13 protein-coding genes are annotated in these 15,398 nt (G+C 67.4%); 7 read left to right on the top strand and 6 right to left on the bottom strand.

The window, feature by feature from the left end; translation table 11 throughout:
• Positions 1 to 319: 319 nt before the first annotated feature.
• The gene (locus ACIBP6_RS39565; protein WP_397059403.1) at positions 320 to 1,573 is read right to left on the bottom strand and encodes an MFS transporter; all 1,254 of its coding nucleotides are present in this window, start codon (positions 1,571 to 1,573) and stop codon (positions 320 to 322) included.
• A gap of 509 nt (positions 1,574 to 2,082) precedes the next feature.
• Between ACIBP6_RS39565 and ACIBP6_RS39560 the strand changes: the two genes are divergently transcribed.
• The 6 genes from ACIBP6_RS39560 to ACIBP6_RS39535 all read left to right on the top strand — a co-directional run bounded on the left by ACIBP6_RS39560 (position 2,083) and on the right by ACIBP6_RS39535 (position 8,934).
• Positions 2,083 to 2,211 carry a hypothetical protein gene (locus tag ACIBP6_RS39560; protein WP_397059402.1) on the top strand — a complete coding sequence of 43 codons (129 nt, stop codon included), beginning with the start codon at positions 2,083 to 2,085 and terminating at the stop codon, positions 2,209 to 2,211.
• Positions 2,212 to 2,388: 177 nt separating this feature from the next.
• Positions 2,389 to 3,420, top strand: coding sequence for an ABC transporter substrate-binding protein (locus tag ACIBP6_RS39555; RefSeq protein WP_397059400.1), 1,032 nt, complete (start codon positions 2,389 to 2,391; stop codon positions 3,418 to 3,420).
• On the top strand, positions 3,417 to 4,565 hold the full coding sequence (locus ACIBP6_RS39550; protein ID WP_397059398.1) for an ABC transporter substrate-binding protein: 1,149 nt from the start codon (positions 3,417 to 3,419) through the stop codon (positions 4,563 to 4,565). Before ACIBP6_RS39555 ends, ACIBP6_RS39550 begins: the two co-directional genes overlap by 4 nt.
• An 83-nt stretch (positions 4,566 to 4,648) precedes the next feature.
• A complete protein-coding gene (locus tag ACIBP6_RS39545) occupies positions 4,649 to 6,376 on the top strand; it encodes an ABC transporter permease (protein WP_397059397.1) in 1,728 nt (575 codons plus the stop codon).
• A 26-nt stretch (positions 6,377 to 6,402) separates the two neighbouring features.
• Positions 6,403 to 7,554: an ABC transporter ATP-binding protein gene (locus ACIBP6_RS39540; protein WP_397059395.1), complete on the top strand. Its 1,152-nt coding sequence runs from the start codon at positions 6,403 to 6,405 to the stop codon at positions 7,552 to 7,554.
• A gap of 108 nt (positions 7,555 to 7,662) precedes the next feature.
• Entirely contained in the window at positions 7,663 to 8,934 is a 1,272-nt protein-coding gene (locus tag ACIBP6_RS39535; RefSeq protein ID WP_397059393.1) for an MFS transporter, read from the top strand.
• Positions 8,935 to 9,085: 151 nt separating this feature from the next.
• Here ACIBP6_RS39535 and ACIBP6_RS39530 read toward each other — a convergent pair whose 3' ends face one another.
• The 3 genes from ACIBP6_RS39530 to ACIBP6_RS39520 form a co-directional block, all read right to left on the bottom strand.
• A complete protein-coding gene (locus ACIBP6_RS39530; RefSeq protein WP_397059391.1) occupies positions 9,086 to 9,823 on the bottom strand; it encodes a phosphoglyceromutase in 738 nt (245 codons plus the stop codon).
• A 495-nt stretch (positions 9,824 to 10,318) separates the two neighbouring features.
• Positions 10,319 to 10,468 carry a hypothetical protein gene (locus ACIBP6_RS39525; RefSeq protein ID WP_397059390.1) on the bottom strand — a complete coding sequence of 50 codons (150 nt, stop codon included), beginning with the start codon at positions 10,466 to 10,468 and terminating at the stop codon, positions 10,319 to 10,321.
• A gap of 70 nt (positions 10,469 to 10,538) precedes the next feature.
• Entirely contained in the window at positions 10,539 to 11,534 is a 996-nt protein-coding gene (locus ACIBP6_RS39520; RefSeq protein WP_397059388.1) for a cupin domain-containing protein, read from the bottom strand.
• Between the two features lie 853 nt (positions 11,535 to 12,387).
• On the opposite strand from ACIBP6_RS39520, the gene ACIBP6_RS39515 reads away from it, so the two are divergent.
• Entirely contained in the window at positions 12,388 to 13,665 is a 1,278-nt protein-coding gene (locus ACIBP6_RS39515; RefSeq protein WP_397059387.1) for an NAD(P)/FAD-dependent oxidoreductase, read from the top strand.
• 11 nt (positions 13,666 to 13,676) lie between these two features.
• Here the strand turns inward: ACIBP6_RS39515 and ACIBP6_RS39510 are convergent, their stop codons facing one another.
• Together ACIBP6_RS39510 and ACIBP6_RS39505 are read right to left on the bottom strand one after the other, a co-directional pair.
• Positions 13,677 to 14,414 (bottom strand): class II aldolase/adducin family protein, encoded by a 738-nt coding sequence (locus tag ACIBP6_RS39510; RefSeq protein ID WP_397059385.1) that lies wholly within the window; start codon positions 14,412 to 14,414, stop codon positions 13,677 to 13,679.
• Positions 14,411 to 15,397 (bottom strand): ABC transporter substrate-binding protein, encoded by a 987-nt coding sequence (locus ACIBP6_RS39505; RefSeq protein WP_397059383.1) that lies wholly within the window; start codon positions 15,395 to 15,397, stop codon positions 14,411 to 14,413. The genes ACIBP6_RS39510 and ACIBP6_RS39505 overlap by 4 nt, the downstream gene beginning before the upstream one ends.
• Position 15,398 lies beyond the last annotated feature (1 nt).

Below are 15,398 nucleotides of genomic sequence, written 5' to 3'. Positions count from 1 at the left end.
ATCGCATGGACGAGCAGGGCGTCTCGACGCCCCCTGATGCTGCCGATGGAGCGGCTCGGGGCGTCGCTGGCAGCCCACCCTGACTTCTTGCTGGTCGCGAGCTACAACCCGAGCTGCCAGGCCGTCGGCACCCGACTCGAGCCGCCCCACTACGGGCCGTCCCCGATCCCAAGCGGATCGTCGACCTGAACGTACGCCGACGAGACCGGCCCGGCGGAGTCCTCCACCGAGTACTCGCATGCCGCCTGAACTGCATGGATGGGATTCGGCAGAGACGCGAGGCTGCGGCCGGCGGATCTCACGATCGACTGACCGCGGGTCACTCCTCGCGCACGGCGCGTACCTTCCGCAACCACGGCAACACCACGAGGGCTGCGAGCCCCGCCGGGATCCCGGCCAGCAGGAGTCCGGCGCGTGCTCCCCACTGCTCGCACACCCACCCCGTGACGGGGGCTCCCAGAGGAGTGCTGCCGAGAAATACCAGGCTGTGCAGGGCGATCACCCGCCCCTGCATCGTAGGATCCGCCCTGATCTGCAACAGCGTGCGGGCGAGCGTGTTGAAGCAGATGTTCGCGATGCCGAGGGCGACGACCGCCGCCATCGCCAGGCCGAGTGCGGGAGCGGCCGCGACGGCGACGTTCACGCCGGCGAAGGCGAACGTCCACAACAGCAGGGACCACGCGGTGGCGTCCACGCGCGCGGCGCTCGCGAGGGCACCGAGCACCGCGCCCACTCCGAGGGCGGAGGTGAGCCAGCCGTAGATCTCGGCGCCTCCGCCGAAGGTCTCGCGGGCGAGCAGAGGGAACACAACCCGAAAGTTCTGGCCGAGCAGCGCGACCACGGCCACGAGAAACAGGCACGCGCGTAGCTCCGGGTGCTCCCATACATATCGCAGGCTCTGCCTGGCCTGGCCCTTGGCTCGGGGAAGGGCCGGGACCCGGTGTAACTCCCGAGGATTTATGCGCGCGAGCCCGAGCAGGACCGCCACGAACGACAGCGCGTTGACCGCGAACGCCGCTCCGACGTCGACGGTCGCGATCAGGACTCCGGCGATGGCCGGGCCGACGAGGCGGCCGGCGTTGTGCACCGCCGAGTTCAGGGCCTGCGCGTTCACATAGTTCTCCGGGGTGACCATCTCGGTGACGAAGGCCTGCCGCGCGGGCACGTCGAGGACGGTGACCAGGCCGAGCCCGAGGGCGAGTGCGTAGACCATCCAGAGCTGCACCAGGTTGCCCAGCACGAGCACCGCGAGGGCGGCCGCGAGGATGGCGCTGGCCGCCTGCGTCGCCATGATCGTGCGGCGCCGGTCGAGCCGGTCGACGAGGACACCTCCCCACAGGCCGAACATGAGGGTGGGCAGGAACTGCAGCGCGGTCGAGATGCCGAGCGCGACGGGTGAGTCCGTCAGTTCGAGCACGAGCCAGTCCTGTGCCACCCGCTGCATCCAGGTTCCGATCACGCTCACCGCGTGACCGGTGAAGAAGCGTCGGTAGTTGGGCACGGTGAGCGACCGGAAGACACGCCGGTGCGCGGTGCGGACGCGGGCGAGGAACATGTCATCTGCCGAACCCATGGCACCCCTTCCCTAGATCAGGCTAATGGTATTACCTTAGATCCTCACCAAAGAGTTTCAGGGCCTGGGGCCTGAAGGGCTATTCCAGTCTCACGGCCCTCGCAGACGCGGGTCGCCTGGCAACGAAGGGCCCGAATGTCGACGACACTCGTCGCGGTCGGCTTGGAGCGACGCGATTCCGGTGGTGCATGACCTCCGCGCGGCCGGGATCGAGGTCGTCGGGAATGATGAGCGAGGCTCTGGCGCTCGCCCGCAGATCCCGAGTCCTGGTCGCCGTGGCACCTCGCGTACCCCGAGCGGCCTGACCGGCGCAGTCGCGCCGGCCGGGGGCGACACGGCGTCCCGCTGGTCTGAGCGGCCCGCGATATGAGAGACGGCCGGACCTCTATCAAGAAAACCGCTCCGGGGCTTGTCCGCTGTGTAACGGTCCGGTAAAAGTATGGCTAAAGGGTTAGACCTTTAGTCCGACCGAGGTGTGTACTCGGGTAATTCGCTCAAAGGAGGCAAAAATGTGCGATGACCATCTGGCTGGAGCTCTCACCGGCGAGACGGGGAACTGGGACGGGCCGGAGATCGCCGCACGTGATCCGTGGCGCCAGCACTGCAATCTGGGCCAGATCGAGACGGGCGTCATCTGAGCACTATTTCTCGCGGGGGAAACAAAGTGCACCATCGCCGGGCCGGTGCTCGCACCGCCCAGTCGAGCTCGCGGGAGAGCATCCATGCATCACCAGAAATTCTTCGGATCGGTGGCGGTGGCCGCCGCTGTCCTCCTCCTAGGAGCCTGTGGCGCCTCGCCGACAGCCGGAGGGCCCATGCCGGCCGACGGGGCCGACAAGTCCAGCGCGAGGGCCCAGGAGGTTTACCACCGAATCAACGGGCTCACGGGTGACGAACGGACCAAGGCCCTCGTCGACCTCGCAAAGCAAGAGGGCACCCTCACGATCTACACCTCGAACACCGACCTGGACAAGGTCATCAAGGGATTCGAGAAGACCTACCCGATCGAGGTGAAGGTCTACCGCGGGAACTCAGAGTCGGTGCTTCAGCGCGTGCTCCAGGAGCAGCAGGCGAACTACAACGGCAACGATCTGGCTGAGACGAACTCCGGCGAGCTCAACGTCATGGCCAACCAGAACATGCTCTACCCGTACGAAGGCGCGCTGCGCGCCGCCGTACGCAAGGAGGGCCAGGCAGACGGCTGGACCGCTACCCGGTTCAACGTGTTCGTGGTGGGCTGGAACACCACCAGGGTGAAGCCCGGCGAGGAACCGAAGACGTTCGAGGAGTTCGCCGACCCGAAGTGGAAGGGACGCGTCTCCCTGGAGGTCGGCGACGTCGACTGGTTCGCCGCCATGTACAAGTACTACCTCGACCAGGGCAAGACGGACGCCGAGGTCCGTGACCTGTTCAACCGGGTCGTCGCCAACGCGAAGATCGCCAAGGGGCACACGGCGCAGGGTGAGCTGCTCTCGGCCGGGCAGTTCGCGGTGACTGCCTCCTCCTACAGCCACACGATCGACAAGGCCGCCGCCCAGGGCGCTCCGGTGAGCTGGCATCCGGCCTCGGGGACTCCGGTGCAGCCCATCGTGATACGGCCCAACGGCGTGGCACTGATGAAGACGGCGCAACACCCGGCAGCGGCGGTGCTGTTCGTCGACTACGAGCTCAGTGAGGGACAGAAGATCATGCACGAGTCCTTCCGGGTCGGGTCGATCCCCACGGCGAACGATCCTCTGGCCGGACTCACGACGATCTCCGTGCCCGAGAAGGAAATGCTCGACAACCCCAAGAAGTGGGACGCGCTCTACGAAGAGATCGTCCAGTCAGGCCGGGAGGTCAAGTGAACACCGCTCCCCAGTCGGGCCACCGTGGAGGCAGGCCCGCGAAGCGCGCGCTGGCCTCAGGGTCCGCACTCGTACTCCTGCTCTCAGGCTGCGGAGGCTCGCCCACGGCCACCGCACCACTGGCCGCGTCCGGCGGCGGGCCCACTGCGGCGGAGAAGCTCTACACCGAGGTCAACGGAATGACCGGCCAGCAGCGGCGCGACAAGCTCGTCCCGCTCGCCGAGAAGGAAGGCACCCTCGACCTCTACACGTCCATGACGAGCGATGTGGCCGACGCGGTTCTGAAGGCGTTCGAGGCCCAGTTCAACGTCAAGGTGAGCATGTACCGCGCCGGGTCGGAGACGGTGCTCCAGCGGGTCGTGCAGGAGCAGAAGGCCGGCTACCAGGGCAACGACGTGGTGGAGACCAACGCGACCGAGCTGTTCGACCTGAACACCGAGGGCGTTCTCGCCGATTACGACAGTGAGCGGCGCCGCATGGTCCCGGAGGCCGGTCGGCAGCAAGGATGGACGGCGACGCGGTTCAACCTGTTCGCGCCGAGCTGGAATACTGGGCTGGTCACCCCAGAGCAGGCGCCGAAGACCTGGGAGGATCTTGCCGACCCCAAGTGGGACGGCAAGCTGGCCATGGAGATCAGCGACTCCGACTGGTACCTGACCCTCTTCAAGTACTGGGAGAAGCAGGGCAAGACCGACGAGGAGATCAACAAGATCTTCGAGGGCATGGCCAGCGGCGCGAAGATCGTCAAGGGCCACACCGTGCAGGGCCAGTTGTTGTCCGCCGGCCAGTTCTCGCTCGCCGCCTCCAACTACTCCTACATCGTCGAGCAGGCCAAGGCCAAGGGCGCGCCCGTCGACTACCTGCCCTTCGTCCAGCCGGTCATCGCCCGGCCCAACGGCATCGGGCTGATGAAGACGGCCAAGCATCCGGCCGCGGCCATGCTGTTCACGGACTGGCTGCTCCAGGAGGGCCAGGCGCTTCTGGTGAAGCAGGGGCTCACCCCGGCCATCGTCGAGGGAGACGACCCACTCAAGGATGTGGAGATCATCCCGATCGACGTCGAAGAGCTGACGAAGAACGGCGACGAGTGGAACAAGCGCTATGACCAGGTCATCTCCAACGGTGAGCAGGTCGACGGAAATTGAGTCACCAATCGCGCGGCGGCACCGGTATCGGTGGTGCCGCCGCGCCCTTGATCATCGCAGACTGGTTCAGAAAGAGGTGAGGCATGACCACGGCATCTCCCGCCGTCGCTGCCCGCAAGGGGGCCACGCTCGGATGGCTGCGCCGGTTGGGGACCCCTAAAGTAATCATCATTGTCGTGGTCGCCGGCTTGATCGGCTATCTCGCGCTCGTGCCCCTCTATTACCTGATCTGGGGCACCTTCTTCGATGCCAACGGCTTCACCCTCGGCGGTTTCGCGCGTGCCTACGGTGACCCGCGCGTCGGCGACATGATTGGGAACTCGCTGTGGTTCGCGGTAGGAGCGGCCGTGCTGTCGCTGTGCGTCGGCACCGCGCTTGCCTACCTCAACGTGCGGACGGATGTCCCGTTCAAGGGGCTTTTCTTCGCGGCCTCGATCATTCCATTGATCATTCCGGGGATTCTGTACACCATCGCGTGGATCTTCCTGGCGAGCCCGGACATCGGCCTGCTCAACAAGGTTGTTGAACCGATCTTCGGCCCAGGTTTCTTCGATATCTTCACCGTGTGGGGGATGGTCTGGGTCGAGGGCCTGCACCTTTCTCCCATCGTGTTCCTCCTCATGGTCGCCGCCTTCCGGTCGATGGACCCCTCCCTTGAGGAGTCGGCCCTGATGTCCGGCGCCAGCAGGTGGCAGGTCTTCCGCAGGGTCACCATGCCGCTGACACGCCCGGCGATCGTCGCCGCGGTGCTCATCATGGTCGTGCGCAGCCTGGAAAGCTTCGAAGTTCCCGCCCTGCTCGGCCTGCAGAACGGGATCTACGTCTTCACCAGTCGCATCTACTTCGTTCTGCGCTCCTACCCGCCGGACCTCGCCGCGGCCGGCGCGCTGGCGGTGGGCCTTCTGGTGTTGGCGTTGATCGGCGTTACGATCTCCAACCTCGTCGGCAGGTCGGGCAAGACCTACCAGACCGTGACCGGCAAGGGGTTCCGTCCTCGTCCGATGGAGCTCGGCAAGTGGCGGCCGGTCATGGGAGGCGCCATCGTGCTGTACTTCTTCCTCACCGTCGTCGGGCCGCTGCTCGTGCTGCTCTACACGTCCCTGCTGAAGTTCTACCAGGCGCCGTCGGCCGCCGCCTTCGCGTCGATGTCCCTGGACAACTATCGCCAGCTCTTCGACATGTCCGACGCGATGACAGCATTGAAGAACTCCCTCGCCCTCGGTCTGGGGTCGGCAACGCTCGTCATGATCCTGATGGCGGTCGGCGCCTGGATAGTCGTGCGCTCGCGCATTCCCGGGCGGCAACTCGTGGACCACTTCTCGTTCGTCCCGCTCGTGATCCCCGGTCTGGTACTCGGGCTCGCGCTTTCGTTCGTGTACCTGCGCAGCCCTGTCCCGATCTACGGCACGATCTTCATCCTGCTGATCGCCTACTGCACCCGCTACATGCCGTACGGCATGCGTTACGCGGTCACGTCGATGCACCAGATCTCGGCTGAGCTGGAGGAGTCCGCACAGGTGAGCGGCGCGAGCTGGTGGCAGACGTTCCGCAGGGTGCTCCTGCCGCTCCTGTCGCCCGGCCTGCTGGCCGGGTGGATCTACATCCTCGTCGTCTCGTTCCGCGAACTGTCGAGCTCGATCCTGCTCTACAGCCCCGGCAACGAGGTCCTTTCCATTCTCATCTTCGAGCAGTACGAGAACGGCCAGTTCACCGTCCTTGCGGCACTCGGTGTCGTCATGGTGCTGACCCTCGCCGTGCTCGTCGTCATCGCCTACAAGCTCGGCGCCAAAGTCGGGCTCCGGCAGGACTGAACAACGCGCTCTTATCAGGAGGACAGGTGCTCCGCATCAACAACCTCGTCAAGACCTTCGACGGAGAGCGCCGCCGCCGGCGTGACTCGCGCGCGTCCTCGGCACAGGACGCCCGGGTGTTCGCGGTCAACGACGTCAGCTTCAACGTCGAGAACGGTCAGCTCTTCACCTTGCTCGGACCCTCGGGTTGCGGCAAGACGACGACGCTGCGCTCGATCGCCGGGCTGGAACGCCCCGACTCGGGGACCATCGAAGTCGGCGATCGTGTCCTCTTCTCCACCGACGAGGGGAAGAAATCGGTGAACGTCCCCGCGAACGAGCGGGGACTGGGCATGGTCTTCCAGTCCTATGCCATCTGGCCGCACATGTCGGTCTTCGACAACGTCGCCTTCCCCCTGCAGGTGAAGAAGCGCGGCGACCGGCTGGGCCGTAAGCAGATCTCCGACCGGGTGATGCGCGTGCTCGAGACGATGGAGCTCGCCCACCTGGCCGACCGCCAGGCCACCAAGCTGTCCGGCGGTCAGCAGCAACGGCTCGCCCTCGCCCGGGCGCTCGTCATCGAACCCCCGCTCCTGCTGCTCGACGAACCGCTGTCCAACCTCGACGCGAAACTGCGGGAGTCGCTGCGGTACGAGCTGAAGAGGGTGCAGCGCGAGCTCGGCATCACCTCGGTGTACGTGACGCATGACCAGGTCGAGGCCCTGGCCCTCAGCAACGCGATCGCGGTGATGCAGAACGGCAACATCGTGCAGCTCGGCCGTCCCCGCGACATCTACGAGAACCCCAACTGCAGGTTCGTCGCCGAGTTCATCGGTACGTCGAACTTCCTGACCGGCAACGTAGTGGCCAAGGATGGTGATCGATACACCGTCAACACCATCGACGGGCAGCTCGCACTCGACTCCGCCATGACCCTGCCCCTGGGCACCGACGTGATCGTGTCCGTGCGGCCGGAAGCGTTGGAGGTCAGCACCACCTCCCGGGCGGGCGAGGTGCCCAACGAGTGGAAGGGTACGGTCCTGACCCGTGCCTACCTCGGAGACAGCCTCGATCACGTGGTGGGTGTCGGCAAGCATGAGCTGCGGACTCGCGGGAACCCCTCGACCTCGATAGAACCCGGGACCGAGGTCTATCTGCGGATGGATCCCGCCAAGCTCGTGCTCGTCCCCGTCGACTGACCGTACCTCCGATCAGTGAATCGGCGGGCCCTGCGCTCTCCGGGCCTTCGGGCGTGAACAGGAGTGCGTGATCAGAAAGGTGGGAGACACCGCGTGATACCCGCGATCATGCGGAACCGCGACTTCACGCTGTACTGGGCAGGGGTCGTCCTGTCCCAGATCGGCACCCGCGGCACCGTGGCGGCGAATTTCTACCAGGTCTACCAGCTCACCGGCTCTGTCGCCTACACCGGGCTGGTCGGCGCCGCGCAGGCGGTCGCGCTGCTTGTCCTCAGTCCGCTGGGCGGGGCGCTCGCCGACCGCCTGGACCGGCGCCGCCTGCTCCAGGTCGCGCAGGCCGTCGCGTTGCTCGTCGCCGTTGCGCTCTCCTGGCTGACGCTGATCGGCGAGGCCGAGGCCTGGCACGTCGTGATCTCCGTGGTGCTCACCACAGCCGCGGCGACCTTCGACCAGCCGGCCAGGCAGGCGCTGATCCCCGCTCTGGTGCCGAAGAACCAGATCGGGCAGGCGGTCGCGCTGCTCAACCCGTCGCGGGAGCTGGCCGTGCTGGTAGGCCCGCTCCTGTCCGGCGTGCTCATCAGCCTGGCCGGGCCTGGACTGATGTACGTCATCGACGCGGTGACCTACGCGGTGCTGGTCGGAGTGCTCGCCACGCTCCGGATCTCCAAGCTGGAGTCGGCTGCGGAGCGCCGCTCGATACTGGGATCGATCGCCGAGGGCGCCAAGTACATCGCCCACCGGCCGCTCATCTACAACCTCATGCTGCTCGACCTGTCGGCGACCGTGTTCAGCGCCTATCGCGTCCTGCTGCCGGCGCTCGCGCTGGATGTGTTGCACGTCGGCGCGACCGGATACGGAGTGCTGTCCGGTGCCCCGTCCGCCGGTGCGTTGATCGCGACATATGCGGTCTTCCGTACGGTGCAGCGAAGTCAGAGGCAGGGCCGGGTCCTGTTGGTTTCCACGGTCCTCTACGGCATCTCCGCCATTCTCCTGGCGCACTCGCCGGGCTTCCTCCTGGCTGTGCTCGCCGCCCTGCTCCTCGGCGCCTTTGACGCCATGGCGACCACGATCCGGCATGCCGCGGTCCAGATCGACACCCCGGATGAGATCCGGGGCCGGGTGACCGCCTTCTACCAGATGTCTTCGCGGGGAGGCCCGGCGATCGGGGACGTCGTCGTCGGGGCGGTGGCCGGTGCGATCGGACCTGTGGCGGCACTCACCATCGGAGGGCTGGGTCCGATGGTCGTCGCGGGGTGGTCATGGCTGCGGGGCGGCGTGGTGCGGTCCTACACCGGACTCGTCAAGGCCGATGGGGAGCGAGTGGCGGAGTCGTTCGACGAGAACCCCGAAGAGAAGCGGCGCTCCACGCCGGGGACATGACCGTCAAGGTGGAGAGCGGACGCCTCGCGTGGCCGCGGTGCAAGCGCCCGGTGTCGTGCGACGCCTTCGCCGCGCCTGAGCCGTAGGCGGCGGGCATCGCCTCCATGGTGTGGCTCGCGATCGCATCGCCCGGCTCGCCCCCGCGCTCGGCTCAACGCCCTTGGTCCGCCACCGCCAGGGCACCCACAGCGGCCGCCTCCGGGTCAAGGTAGCGGCCACCGCGCAGGACCGGCTTCAGATCGTCGTCGAGGTCATAGCGCAGGGGAATGCCGGTCGGGATGTTCAGCGCCATGACCTCCTCACGGTCGAGGCGGTCGAGGTGCGCGACGAGTGCCCGCAGCGAGTTGCTGTGCGCCACGACAAGCACCGTATGACCGGCGCGTAGGTCAGGAGCGATGACGTCGTACCAGTAGGGCAGCAGGCGGGCGACGACGTCAGCGAGTGACTCGGCCCGGGGCACGAGGTCGCGGGGTAGCCCGGCGTAGCGCGGGTCGCTTCGCACGTGCCACTCGTCGTCCGGGTCGCCCGGCGGCGGCACGTCGTACGACCGGCGCCAGAGTCGGAACCGCTCCTCGCCGTATTCTTGGAGAATCGCCCTTTTCTCCTTGCCCTGCAGTGCACCGTAATGCCGCTCGTTGAGCCGCCAATGCCTGCGGGCCGGGATCCAGACCCGACCGGCCGCCTCCAGCGCAAGATTCCCGGTGCGCACCGCGCGTGTGAGCAGGGAGGTGTGCACCACGGTCGGCAACAGTCCGGCCTGGTGCAGTAGTCGCCCACCCTGCCGTGCCTGCTCCTCACCGAACGGCGTCAGGTCGACATCGACCCACCCCGTGAACAGGTTCTTGGAGTTCCACTCGCTCTCGCCGTGCCGAAGGAGGGCCAGTCTCATCGTGGCTTGCGCACTCTGCGCCGGTGCGTCATCAGACGACCGCCGACTCCAACGGGAGCGAACAGCTCCTTGGGTGGCCGCTTCGGCTCGGCGCGGGTGCACGCGTGCGGTCGTAGTCGCCGCAGGCGGAGGTGAGATGCGGCCGGGACATGGGTCTACCTGCCTTCCGCGGTCAGTCGCGCGTGCCGACGGGGGGAGACGCGCCGGGTGGTCGCCACAGGAACAGTTACAGCCGCATTCCGCGACGACCCCGGGACGCCGTGCTTGGCCGCGGTCGCCATGACCGTGTCGCCGACAGTCGCGTCTACGGCGTACTCGCGACCGGCGCTGTCGATGGAGATACAGGTCGAGAATGCGCCGGCGCAGCTCAGGGTGCGATATCCGCTGCACCTGACGCTGCCCGAGCCGACGGCCGTCAGGCCCGGCTCCGCGACCGTCCGCCACGCACAACTCGGGGCGTCGCGGAACAGGGGCCGGGCCGACAGCACGATCAACTCAGCTCACACGGTGATCCGTTAACCAGCCGGCCACCTGGTCGAAGGTCGTCTTCACTGTGTCGCCGTACTGCCCCGGGAGCCTGCGGTAGTGACCGGTCATCGCCGTCATGAGCGGCGGCACCGTCCCGCCTTCGATGTTCGCGGGCATGGAGAGGGGGACGGCTCCCCAGTCGATGCCCTTGAGCGTTGGAGCGAGGCGCCCTTCGTCCGCGAGGTCACTACATCGTAGGCGAGGCCGGCTCGAGGTAGTGGACGGTGTCGTAGCCGAGGTGCTTGAAGACGCGGTTCTGCGCGTTGAACAGACGCAACGGAGTCCCGTCCGCCGCGAAGATCTGACAGACGTGATTCTGCGGGACATAGAGCGTGTCGCCCCGCCTGATGTCATAGCGCTTCGGCTCAAGGGCGATCCTCGCGTAGTACTTCTCCGCAATCTCCGCCTCGACCTCCCACTGAAGCGCGTACCCGTCGCCGTCGAGCACGTAGTAGACCTCGTCGGCCATCTTCCAGTACTTTCCGCTGTGGCCGCCTGCGGGGATGTCGAGCTCGAAGGCGTCCACGCTGAAGATCCGGGCGTCCGTGCGCTCTGGTGACGACATGACGCGGACCCGCCCGAGCGGGGTCTGCTCCCAGGTCGTGTCCGCAGGAGAGATCACCTTCTTACGGTCGAGCACCCCCGGCGTCCAGATGCGCGACCAGTCCTCACGGGGACCGAAACGCTCCTCCTGCTCGACCGGTCCCGACCGGCCCTGCTGGATCAGCCCCATGAACATCCACGTGCACTTCGCCTTCACCACCAGCGCGACGGCCCGCTCCTGGTACGGGTTGAAGTGCCGGTGCACGGAGTCGGTGTGCACGAAGACCAGGTCGTCCTTGTTCCAGTCATAGCGCTGGTCGTCGTGGATCTCATAGCCCCGGCCCTCCAAGATGTAGAAGGCGGCCTCGTTCTGGTGGCCGTGGCCGTGATTCGACGACTCCGGCGGCAGCTCCACGAAGTGCACCTGGATCGTCTGGGTGAGGAAGTCCTCGTCACCCGGACCGATCCGCCACCAGGTCCGGCTCTTCGCGCTGTCGCCCGAGTGCCCGACCTTCGCGTCGTCCACGACGACGCTGTCGTCACGTACCCGCTCGACTGCCAATTGGCGGCGGCGGAACTCTCCGAGGCCGTATGTCTGCGAGATCAGTCCGCGCACGAACACTCGTCCGCTCTTGCCCATGGGTCCTCCTGTTTTCGGTCATCGTCCTGCTCGGGCGCCGGTGTGCCACCGGTACCCGTGTCACGGTTGCTTCGATTCGGCCAGTCGAATGGTCTCCGTGTCCACGCCTGCCCGTCCCTCTTCGAGACTCCGCCGGGATTCCCCCAGCGGATTCAGACGGTCAGGCAGGAGGCCGCCGAAGAGACGCGCGTTGTCCTGTACGTGCTCGTCTGCCCCTTCGGGCTCCGGTCACCGACTATCGCGTCGACGGGGCAGAGCGGGTCAAGTGTCCGGGGAACAGGTCGAATGACCACGGCCGCTTCGTCGACCGAAGTGGCCGCCTCGCCCGGCGCGAAGTGCTCCAGCCCACGACCGAGGAGCTCTTGCCCGGGGGGTCGGCCCGAGGAGGTCCGCGATGATGTGGCTCATGTTCTCCGGGTAGATCGCGCTGATCCGCTCTCCGGGCTCCTTCAACGAGTCCGGGATCCCCGTTGCCGGGCCACGGAAGCCGGCGTAGTACGCGCCGGAACGCCTCACGGGGCCGCCGCCTACGACCGAACCCTTGACTTCGAACGCGTGCGTATCCATCTCCTCATCTCATGGGATCTGACGCATTAGGGTCAATGGTATTACCTTCCTACCGGAGCCGCAATGGCCGTCCGGACTGCAGCCATCGCCCATCTGCCACTCCAAGGATGGGCGCGGTGCTCCTCGCGATCCGCCACCACACCCGCTTTCTAGCGGAGTCGCCGGAGCGGGCGGAGTTGTCAGGTGTCGACGACGATCGAGTCGTCGCGTACTCGTGCGCCAACCTGGAGGTTGAGCGCCGGAAGGTAATAAGGTATAAATGTTAGACCTTTAAGGAGGTGCGGCGGTGAACTCCAGTGACCCGGAACGCGTTGGCACGCTGATCGTGGGCGCCAGTCAGGCTGGGCTGCAGGTGGCGACCAGTCTTCGGGAGCTTGGCGCGACCGATCCGATCACGCTGATCGGCGGCGAGGCGCGCCCGCCCTACCAGCGGCCACCGCTGTCCAAGCGGTTCCTCCAAGGCGATCTCCCCGAGGACCGTCTCGCGCTGCGCGGCGAGGGCTTTTACGCGAGCAACGCGATCGAGCTGATCTGTGGGGAATGGGTCGAGACCATCCGTCTCACCGATCCCGTCACCGGTTCGGGTGAGGCGCTGACGCGCGGTGGCCGGCGGCTCGCCTTCACCGGGCTCGCCCTGACCGTCGGTGGCACCCCACGGCGCATGCGCGTACCCGGTCACGGTCTGGCCGGCATCCACTACCTCCGAGACGTCGACGACGCGCTCGCGCTGCGCCACGACCTGGAGGCCGCCGAGCGCGTCGTGGTCGTCGGCGGCGGATTCGTCGGCCTCGAAGCCGCTGCCGCTGCGCGAGCCGCGGGCAAGGACGTCACCGTGGTGGAGGCCGCCGACCGGCTGATGGCGCGTGCGGTCGCGCCCGCAGTCTCCGGCTTCTATGCCGACGCGCACCGGCGCCGTGGCACGGCGGTGCGCCTCGGCGCGACGGTGACCGCGTTCACCGGTGACGAGCACGTACAGGGCGTGGAGCTGAGCGATGGCGCCACCCTTCCGGCGGACGTGGTGGTCGTGGGCATCGGCCTGGAGCCTCGCACCGAGCTCGCCGAGCAGCTGGGACTGCGGGTGGACCGCGGTATCGTCGTCGACGCCGACGCGAGGACCAGCAACCCGGCGATCGTCGCCGCCGGCGACTGCACCGTTCTTCCCCATCCGCTGACCGGGCAGGGCCAGGTGCGGATCGAGTCGGTGCAGAACGCCGTGTCGCAGGCGCAGGTCGCCGCCGCCTCGCTGCTCGGGCTCAGCAGAGAGACACGTTCCGTGCCCTGGTTCTGGTCGGATCAGGCCGATCTGAAGCTGCAGATCGCCGGCCTGTCCGCGGGCTACGACTACTGCGTCGTGCGTGGCGATCCGGCGACCGAGCAGTTCTCGGTGTTCTACTACAAGACCGGCCGACTCATTGCGTCGGACTCCGTCAACGCGCCCCGTGACTACATGGTCGTGCGCAAGGTGCTCGGTGATGGGGGCACGCTGCCACCCGACCGGGTCGGTGACGAGTTGGTCTCCCTCAAGGACCTGATGAGCCCCTCGACCTCGACCGCGGTCGCCTGAAGGCCCGCGCGTCAGCCGACGTCCGCGAGACCCTGCAGCTCCAGGAGCCCCACGTGGTGGCGCCACAGCAACTGTTCGTTGAACGCTGCACCGAGATCGGGCAGGTGCTCACGGTCCTGTTCGGTCACCGCGGACGGCGCGGCACCCAGCTGGGCCAGCTCGACGCTGACCCGCAGCAGTTCGTCGAGCGCGAGCAAATGGCTCAGCACCTGTGGTACATCCTGGCCGACCGTTGCGACACCGTGGCCACGGAGCAGAACGACAGCGGACCCGCCGAGGACGCGGGCGAGCTCTCCGCCCGCGGCGGCGGTGCGGACCAGGCCGGCATGGGGGTAGACGGGCACGCCGCCGTCGGCCAGCCGGAACGCCGGGATGTCGTAGGCGCCGAAGATCGGGCGGATCGGCACCTCCGCGAGCCCGCCGAGAAGGGCCGAGCGGGGATGGGCGTGCAGCACGGAGGCGATGTCCGGGCGTGCGCGCAGGATCTCGGCGTGGATCCGATACTCGTTGGGCAGCCGGTAGCCGTCGCCGACGTCGCCCTCGTCGTCGAGGGAGACGAGCCGGACGTCGGACACGGTGGTGAAGAGCAGGCCGCGCTCCTGAGGGCCGCGGCAGCGGACCAGGACCCGGTCCGGGCCGACGCGCAGGCTGATGTGTCCGAGCAGCGGCGTGGTCAGCCCGGCCGCCGCCACGATGCGGCAGCCGAGGGCCACTGTCCTGCGCAGCTCGTCGAGTTCGTCGGCCATCATATGACGAACGCTTCCAGGCTCTCCGGGGCGAAGATCGCCTCCGGCTCGCGAAGCCGGCGGGACAGGCCCTGCTCATGGTGATAGCGCAGGAACGTAGCCAGCACGTGCTGGTTCGCCTGCACGCCGTACGACCAGTAGTCGGCGCCGAGCAGGTCACGGGCCTGCTCGATCTCCTGGATCAGCCACGGCGTCATGAAGCGCAGCGCGGAGGAATCGTAGATGCGTCCGTAGGCGTCGTCGCGCGCGGCCACGAAGGCCTTGTAGAGCGACTGCGCCACCCAGCGGTGCTGTTCGTAGACGTCGCGGCGGATGACGACGACGTGCATGATCGGGAAGATCCCCGTCGCGGCGAAGTAGGCACGTTCCGCCCCGACGACGTCGGGGAAGAGCCGCTTGACACGAGGGTCCCGCCGCTGGAACGGGCTCGGCACGCGAGGGGTGTAGAGGGCGTCGATCTCGCCGTTCGCGAGCATGTCGGCCAGGGTCCGGCCGGGCGGCGCCGTCTCCGTCCGGAACGGTGTCTCGACCCGGCCCTTCTCGATGCGTCCCGGCGACTCCTGGCCGCCGGAGACGTAGGTGACCGAGTCGAGGGGCACGCCGTGATGCTCGGCGAGGATGCCGCGGATCCACACCCCCGCGGTCAGCTGGAACTCTGGGTTGCCGATGCGCTTGCCGCGCAGGTCGGACGGCTTGTCGATGCCGGCGTCGGCGTTGAGGTAGATGCCGCCGTGCCGGAACATCCGTGAGGTGAAGACGGGCAGCGCCACGAACGGCGGTGTCTCCGCGTCGAGCGTGGCGACGTACGTCGACAGCGACATCTCCGCCACGTCGAACTCGCGGTGCCGCAGCATCCGGAAGAAGGTCTCCTCGACTGGAAGCCGCAAGTAGGTCAGATCGATGCCGTCAGGGCGGATGCTGCCGTCCTCGAGGGCACGGGTGCGGTCGTAGTCGCCACAGGCGAGTGTCAGCGCCAGCCGGCCCATG

This window comes from Nonomuraea terrae (assembly GCF_044465245.1).
Classification (GTDB): Bacteria; Actinomycetota; Actinomycetes; order Streptosporangiales; family Streptosporangiaceae; genus Nonomuraea; species Nonomuraea terrae.
This window is presented reverse-complemented; position numbering and strand designations above follow the sequence as displayed.

What these genes read in the sequence shown, in the direction of transcription:
- ACIBP6_RS39565 (WP_397059403.1), bottom strand. Translation starts at nt 1,573, where the DNA reads ATGGGTTCGGCAGATGACATGTTCCTCGCCCGCGTCCGCACCGCGCAC.
- ACIBP6_RS39560 (WP_397059402.1), top strand. Translation starts at nt 2,083, where the DNA reads ATGTGCGATGACCATCTGGCTGGAGCTCTCACCGGCGAGACGGGGAAC.
- ACIBP6_RS39555 (WP_397059400.1), top strand. Translation starts at nt 2,389, where the DNA reads ATGCCGGCCGACGGGGCCGACAAGTCCAGCGCGAGGGCCCAGGAGGTT.
- ACIBP6_RS39545 (WP_397059397.1), top strand. Translation starts at nt 4,649, where the DNA reads ATGACCACGGCATCTCCCGCCGTCGCTGCCCGCAAGGGGGCCACGCTC.
- ACIBP6_RS39535 (WP_397059393.1), top strand. Translation starts at nt 7,663, where the DNA reads ATGCGGAACCGCGACTTCACGCTGTACTGGGCAGGGGTCGTCCTGTCC.
- ACIBP6_RS39530 (WP_397059391.1), bottom strand. Translation starts at nt 9,823, where the DNA reads ATGAGACTGGCCCTCCTTCGGCACGGCGAGAGCGAGTGGAACTCCAAG.
- ACIBP6_RS39525 (WP_397059390.1), bottom strand. Translation starts at nt 10,468, where the DNA reads ATGCCCGCGAACATCGAAGGCGGGACGGTGCCGCCGCTCATGACGGCG.
- ACIBP6_RS39520 (WP_397059388.1), bottom strand. Translation starts at nt 11,534, where the DNA reads ATGGGCAAGAGCGGACGAGTGTTCGTGCGCGGACTGATCTCGCAGACA.
- ACIBP6_RS39510 (WP_397059385.1), bottom strand. Translation starts at nt 14,414, where the DNA reads ATGATGGCCGACGAACTCGACGAGCTGCGCAGGACAGTGGCCCTCGGC.
- ACIBP6_RS39505 (WP_397059383.1), bottom strand. Translation starts at nt 15,397, where the DNA reads ATGGGCCGGCTGGCGCTGACACTCGCCTGTGGCGACTACGACCGCACC.